This is a genomic window from Azospirillum agricola, from assembly GCF_017876095.1.
Taxonomy (GTDB): Bacteria; Pseudomonadota; Alphaproteobacteria; order Azospirillales; family Azospirillaceae; genus Azospirillum; species Azospirillum agricola.
This window is the reverse complement of the sequence record NZ_JAGINM010000017.1, coordinates 163,705-169,704: the sequence shown is the minus strand read 5'-3', so window position 1 is coordinate 169,704 and position 6,000 is coordinate 163,705. Positions and strand designations below refer to the sequence as shown.

Here is a 6,000-nt window from a genome sequence, read left to right as displayed (position 1 = left end):
CTCCCGTGGACTCCCTGGACAACGGGCTTCTGCAACTGGAAGCGTGGCTGGAAATTGGACGCCGATGATGGCTGGTTTTTCGAGGCCGATTGACACGATCAGCAGGCTGAAGACCGTGTCGTAGGCCAAGATGGTCTTTCCAGACCGGATCCGTCCGGGATCGGCCATGTAGGCGTCGTAGACCTGCTGGATGGTCTTGGCCTTGGGGGGCTCAGCGGCGGGCACTACCGCCTCCGCGGCGGCCGGTTGGGTTGCCTGGAGCTTTTCGGCGATGCGGCTGGCCAGGGCATCGAGATCGATGTGGATGGCGGGGCCGGTGGGCTCGGGCAGGACGGTGTTGGCCGTCACCGAGGGGGCGGGGGGCGGTCGGCAGGCCCTGTCGCACGCGGCGTGGGCCGGGTCGTCTCCGATGCCCCCGCGAGCCGCATCGAACATGTCCTCGATCTCGAAGGCGAGACGGCGGGCTGCCCGGATGGCGTCGGGGTAGCGGCTGGTGTGGAGCGACCGGCTGATGTGGGTCCGGCCCAGCACCGGCTGGAGATCGACAGGGACGCGGGTGCGGAATTGCCAGACGGATCCCCGGAGCCACAGCCCGGCCGGACGCCGGCTGTGCGGCAGGGATGTGCGACACCGCGACTGCCCCAGGGGCAAGGGTTGCGACGGTGGGACCGGCGAGTCGGGGACGGTGCTGTGCGACAGGGGTGTGCCACAAACGGAAAAACCGGCCCCCGAAGGAGCCGGTTTTTCTGTCGGGTCAATCGCTTGACCGGATTTGGTGGAGCCAAGGAGGATCGAACTCCTGACCTCTACAATGCCATTGTAGCGCTCTCCCAGCTGAGCTATGGCCCCGGAACTCTGGGAGCCGGTCGTTTCCGCCCGGCGTCGGTGGAGCGGGATATTAGCCAGGAGCCGATGCGATGCAAGCGAAAAATTCGAAGCGTCGCCGTTTTTTCTCCAGCCACCCGCAACCACCGCAAAAAGCGGTGTTACCGCTCCTCCTCGTCCTCGCCCTCGACGTCGACGACCTCGTCCATGTCGTCCTCGCCCAGTTCGGACGTGTCCTCGATCAGGACGTCGTCCTCGTCCTCGGCGTCGTCGGCCTCCTCGATGTCCTCGACCGACACGTCGTCGTCGGAGCCTTCGAGTTCCGCCGCCTCGCTGTCCTCGGTTTCGCTCTCGGCGTCCTCGTCCTCGACGACGGCGGCCTTCTTGGTGTCGTCAGCCGGGGCCGGACGGGCCTTGCGGGACTTCAGCAGCGCCTCGGGATCGAACTGCGCGCCGCAGCTTGGGCAGACCGGCGGGTCCTTGCGCATGTCGTAATAGCGAGCGCCACAGCTCGGGCAGATGCGCTTGACGCCCCATTCGGGTTTGGCCACGCCACGTCCTCCGTCACACATTTCAGGGATTCTCAAGTGGCGCCCTTTGCCATGACGGCGAGCGCTTGTCAAAAAAAAGATGATGAGCCCAAGAGCGCCGTTTTCCTTGCCGGTTCTCCGATCGCGGGGTAGCGGCAAGGCGGTGGGAAAACGGGGCGCCGGAAGGTTCCGCCGACGCCGGGGAGGGCGATGGAGCATGCCCTCCAGACAGTGGTCATGTTTATTTATTGTTAACCATAAACCGCTAAAACAGAAGCCGCACACCGTGCAACTCCTCCATTTGGTTTCCTCCTTGAACTCGGGGCCGTCTTCGGACGGCCCTTTTCGTTTCGGCCGCCCTTGGCGCCGCCGAACCGGCCGGGCGCATCCCCTCGCATCGCGCACGCCCCTGTGCTAGGTACCTCCGACCCAGTCCGTTTCCATGTCCGAGGGCCACTCCCATGTCGCAGGCAAAGCCGCTGCGCTCGTCGTCCACCGGTGCGCTCAAGGGCACCATCCGCGTGCCGGGCGACAAGTCGATCTCGCACCGGTCGCTGATGCTGGGCGCCGTCGCGGTCGGCGAGACCGTGATCCACGGCCTGCTGGAGGGCGAGGACGTGCTGCACACCGCCGCCGCGATGCGCCTGCTCGGCGCCTGGGCGGAGCGCGACGCCGACGGCGTCTGGCGCGTGCGCGGCGTCGGGCTCGGCGCGCTGGCGGAGCCGGCGCAGGTGCTCGACATGGGCAACAGCGGCACCGCCGCGCGGCTGCTGATGGGGCTGGTCGCCGCCCACCCGATCACCTGCGTGTTCACCGGCGACGCCTCGCTGAACAAACGGCCGATGGCCCGCGTCACCACGCCGCTGGAGCAGATGGGCGCGCGCTTCGTCGGGCGCTCCGGCGGGCGGCTGCCGCTGACCGTCGTCGGCAGCGACGCGATGACCCCGATCACCTACCGGCTGCCGGTCGCCTCGGCCCAGGTGAAGTCGGCGATCATCCTCGCCGGCCTCAACACCCCCGGCGCCACCACGGTGATCGAGGCCGAGCCGACCCGCGACCACACCGAGCTGATGCTGCGCCATTTCGGCGCCACCGTCACCACCGAGCGGCTGGAGGACGGCGCGCTCGCCGTCACCGTCGTCGGCCAGCCGGAGCTGACCGGCCGCACCATCCATGTGCCGTCCGACCCCAGCTCCGCCGCCTTCCCGGTGGTCGCCGCCCTGCTGCGGCCGGGCTCGGAGGTGCTGCTGAACGACGTCGGCATGAACCCGCGCCGCACCGGCCTGTTCGACACGCTGGTCGAGATGGGCGCCGACATCGCCTTCGAGAACCGCCGCGACCAGGCGGGCGAGCCGGTCGCCGACCTGCGGGTGCGGTACAGCCGCCTGAAGGGCGTCGTGGTGCCCGCCGACCGCGCCCCCAGCATGATCGACGAATACCCGGTGCTCGCCGCCGCCGCCGCCTGCGCGGAGGGGGACACGGTGATGCTCGGCCTCAAGGAGCTGCGGGTGAAGGAGAGCGACCGTCTCGCCATGGTCGCCGAGGGGCTGACCCGCTGCGGCGTCTCGGTCGAGGTCGGCGCCGACGACAGCCTGACGGTTCATGGCACGGGGAGCGCGCCGAAGGGCGGGGCGACCGTCGCCACCGCGATGGACCACCGCATCGCCATGAGCTTCCTGGTGCTCGGCACGGCGTCCGCCGAGCCGATCCAGGTCGACGACGGCGCCTTCATCGAAACCAGCTTCCCCGGCTTCTCCACGCTGATGAACGGGCTGGGCGCCCGGATCGACGAGGTCTGAGGCCATGGCCGCGACGAACCCGGTGGTCATCGCCATCGACGGCCCGGCCGCCAGCGGCAAGGGCACGCTGTCCCAGCGCATCGCCGACGCCTTCGGGCTGGCCCATCTCGACACCGGGGTGCTGTACCGCGCGGTCGGCGTCTCGGTGCTGCGCGCCGGCGGCGACCCGGCCGACAACGCCGCCGCCGCCAAGGCCGCCTACGCGCTCGACCCCGACCACCCGATCCTGCGCGAGGTCGAGCTGCGCACCGACGCGGCGGCGCAGGCGGCCAGCAAGGTCGCCGCGGTGCCGGAGGTGCGCGCCGCGCTGCTCGACTTCCAGCGCCGCTTCACCCAGCACCCGCCGGGCGGCGCGCCGGGCTCCGTGCTCGACGGGCGCGACATCGGCACGGTGGTCTGCCCCGAGGCCGACGCCAAGCTGTTCGTTACCGCTTCGGTGGAGGTCCGGGCCGAGCGCCGACTCAAGGAGTTGCGGAATCGGGGGATTCCCGCTATACCGTCCGACGTCCTGGAGGACATGAAGGCTCGTGACGCGCGCGACAGCCAGAGAGCGGTGGCCCCGCTCCGTCCGGCTGCCGACGCTTTTGTGCTTGATACCTCCGCTCTCGACGCCGACGAGGTGTTCGCACGGGCGGTTGCGCACATCGGCTCCAAGACCGGACTGCGGCCAACGGCGTAACCGCCGGAACGGCTCCGCACCGGTCGGCTGAGGGCGGTCGGTTGGGCGCGGAAAGGCCGGACATCCTCCACGGAAAACCATCAACCAAGTCGCCGGGCGTGGTGCCCGGCGCGGCGGTTCGGTCGAGGTCCCACCCGTATTGCCGCGGATGGGACCGGAACGGGGCCGCTTTTGCGCCACCTTTAGGAGTTTCAATGGCACAAGCACTGGCTCGCACGGTCGAAAAGGAAAGCTTCGCGGCTCTGTTGGATGAGTCGCTGGGCGCGGCCGAGTCGCTCGAAGGCACGGTCGTCAAGGGACGCGTCGTCGCCGTCGAGAACGACATGGTCACCATCGACGTCGGCCTGAAGTCGGAAGGCCGCGTCGCGCTGAAGGAATTCGCCGTCGCCGGCCAGCCGCCCGAGCTGAAGGCGGGCGACACCGTCGAGGTCTACCTCGAGCGGATGGAAGACAAGAACGGCGAGGCGATGCTGAGCCGTGAGAAGGCGAAGCGCGAGGAAGCCTGGGCGCTGCTGGAGAAGTCCTTCACCGACCAGAGCCGCGTCACCGGCGTGATCTTCGGCCGCGTCAAGGGCGGCTTCACGGTCGACCTGTCGGGCGCCGTGGCCTTCCTGCCGGGTTCGCAGGTCGACATCCGTCCGGTCCGCGACATCTCGCCGCTGCTGGGCACCCCGCAGCCCTTCCAGATCCTGAAGATGGACCGCTCGCGCGGCAACATCGTCGTGTCGCGCCGCGCCGTGCTCGAGGAGAGCCGTGCGGAGGCCCGTTCGGAGCTGGTGGCCAACCTCAAGGAAGGCCAGATCCTCCAGGGTGTCGTCAAGAACATCACCGACTACGGCGCGTTCGTGGATCTGGGTGGTGTCGACGGCCTGCTGCACGTCACCGACATCGCGTGGCGCCGCATCAACCACCCGTCGGAGGCCTTGCAGATCGGCCAGACCGTCACGGTCCAGGTCATCCGCTTCAACCCCGAGACCCAGCGCATCAGCCTCGGCATGAAGCAGCTGGAGGCCGATCCGTGGGAAGGCGTCGAAGCCAAGTACCCGGTCAGCGCCAAGTTCAAGGGCCGCGTCACCAACATCACCGACTACGGCGCCTTCGTGGAGCTGGAGCCGGGGATCGAGGGCCTGGTGCACGTCTCGGAAATGTCCTGGACCAAGAAGAACGTCCATCCGGGCAAGATCGTGTCGACTTCGCAGGAAGTCGAGGTCATGGTCCTGGACGTCGATCCGCAGAAGCGCCGCATCAGCCTCGGCCTGAAGCAGTGCCTGGACAACCCGTGGGAGACCTTCACCGACAAGTTCGGTCCGGGCACCGAGCTGGAAGGCGAAGTCAAGAACATCACCGAGTTCGGTCTGTTCGTCGGCCTGCCGGGCGACATCGACGGCATGGTGCACATGTCCGATCTCGACTGGAACAAGTCGGGTGAAGAGGCGATCGCCGAGTTCAAGAAGGGCGACCGCGTCAAGGTCAAGGTTCTCGACGTCGACGTCGAGAAGGAGCGCATCAGCCTCGGCATCAAGCAGCTGGCCAGCGATCCCTTCGAGTCGGCCACGGCCGGCCTGAAGAAGAACGAGGTCGTGACCTGCACCGTGACGCAGGTGACGGACGGCGGCATCGAAGTCACCGTCGGCGAGGGCTACACCGGCTTCATCCGCAAGTCGGACCTGTCCCGCGACCGCGCCGAACAGCGCCCGGACCGTTTCGCCGTCGGCGAGAAGGTCGACGCCAAGGTCACCCAGATCGACCGCGGCTCCCGCCGCATCTCGCTGTCCATCAAGGCCCGCGAGATGGAGGAGGAGAAGCAGGCGATGGCCGAGTACGGTTCGTCCGACTCGGGCGCCTCGCTGGGCGACATCCTGGGCGCCGCTCTGAAGCGCAAGCAGCAGAACGACGAGTGATCGGACGGCTTCCGGCCCTTCTCCGCCACGGCGGGGAAGGGGCGGGGGCGCCGATGACCGGGTGAGAGTAAGGAGAAGGCCGCTTCCCGTCGGGGAGCGGCCTTTTTCGTTGGGGCGGCACGCCCTTCCGCCCACGAAGCCCTTCTCCCTCAGGGAGAGGGGCTTCGTGGGCGCCCGTGGATGGAGAGGGGCCGGACACGCCCGAAAGAGTGGGGACTGCGGCGCCGTAACGCGGGCAACGCTTCGTGGGCGAACCGACAACGGTT

General features: G+C 68.5%; 5 protein-coding genes and 1 tRNA gene. 3 read left to right on the top strand and 3 right to left on the bottom strand.

Annotation, left to right across the window (positions count from 1 at the left end; translation table 11 throughout):
- The 3 genes from J2847_RS23660 to J2847_RS23650 form a co-directional block, all read right to left on the bottom strand.
- A partial coding sequence (locus tag J2847_RS23660) for a DUF6538 domain-containing protein (RefSeq protein ID WP_325169470.1) occupies nt 1-651 on the bottom strand: 651 nt, incomplete at its 3' end.
- A gap of 122 nt (nt 652-773) precedes the next feature.
- Nucleotides 774-849: transfer RNA gene (locus tag J2847_RS23655), tRNA-Ala, on the bottom strand.
- A 137-nt stretch (nt 850-986) separates the two neighbouring features.
- Nucleotides 987-1,376, bottom strand: a complete 390-nt coding sequence (locus J2847_RS23650; RefSeq protein WP_209781249.1) for a TIGR02300 family protein — start codon at nt 1,374-1,376, stop codon at nt 987-989.
- A 440-nt stretch (nt 1,377-1,816) separates the two neighbouring features.
- Here J2847_RS23650 and aroA point away from each other — a divergent pair, with 440 nt between their 5' ends.
- From aroA to rpsA, 3 genes are all read left to right on the top strand, one after another.
- Nucleotides 1,817-3,154 carry a 3-phosphoshikimate 1-carboxyvinyltransferase gene (aroA, locus tag J2847_RS23645; protein ID WP_209781248.1) on the top strand — a complete coding sequence of 446 codons (1,338 nt, stop codon included), beginning with the start codon at nt 1,817-1,819 and terminating at the stop codon, nt 3,152-3,154.
- 22 nt (nt 3,155-3,176) lie between these two features.
- A complete protein-coding gene (cmk, locus tag J2847_RS23640; protein WP_209781262.1) occupies nt 3,177-3,833 on the top strand; it encodes a (d)CMP kinase in 657 nt (218 codons plus the stop codon).
- 194 nt (nt 3,834-4,027) lie between these two features.
- A complete protein-coding gene (gene rpsA / locus J2847_RS23635; RefSeq protein WP_085555969.1) occupies nt 4,028-5,734 on the top strand; it encodes a 30S ribosomal protein S1 in 1,707 nt (568 codons plus the stop codon).
- Nucleotides 5,735-6,000: the final 266 nt, after the last annotated feature.

What these genes read in the sequence shown, in the direction of transcription:
- aroA (WP_209781248.1), top strand. Translation starts at nt 1,817, where the DNA reads ATGTCGCAGGCAAAGCCGCTGCGCTCGTCGTCCACCGGTGCGCTCAAG.
- rpsA (WP_085555969.1), top strand. Translation starts at nt 4,028, where the DNA reads ATGGCACAAGCACTGGCTCGCACGGTCGAAAAGGAAAGCTTCGCGGCT.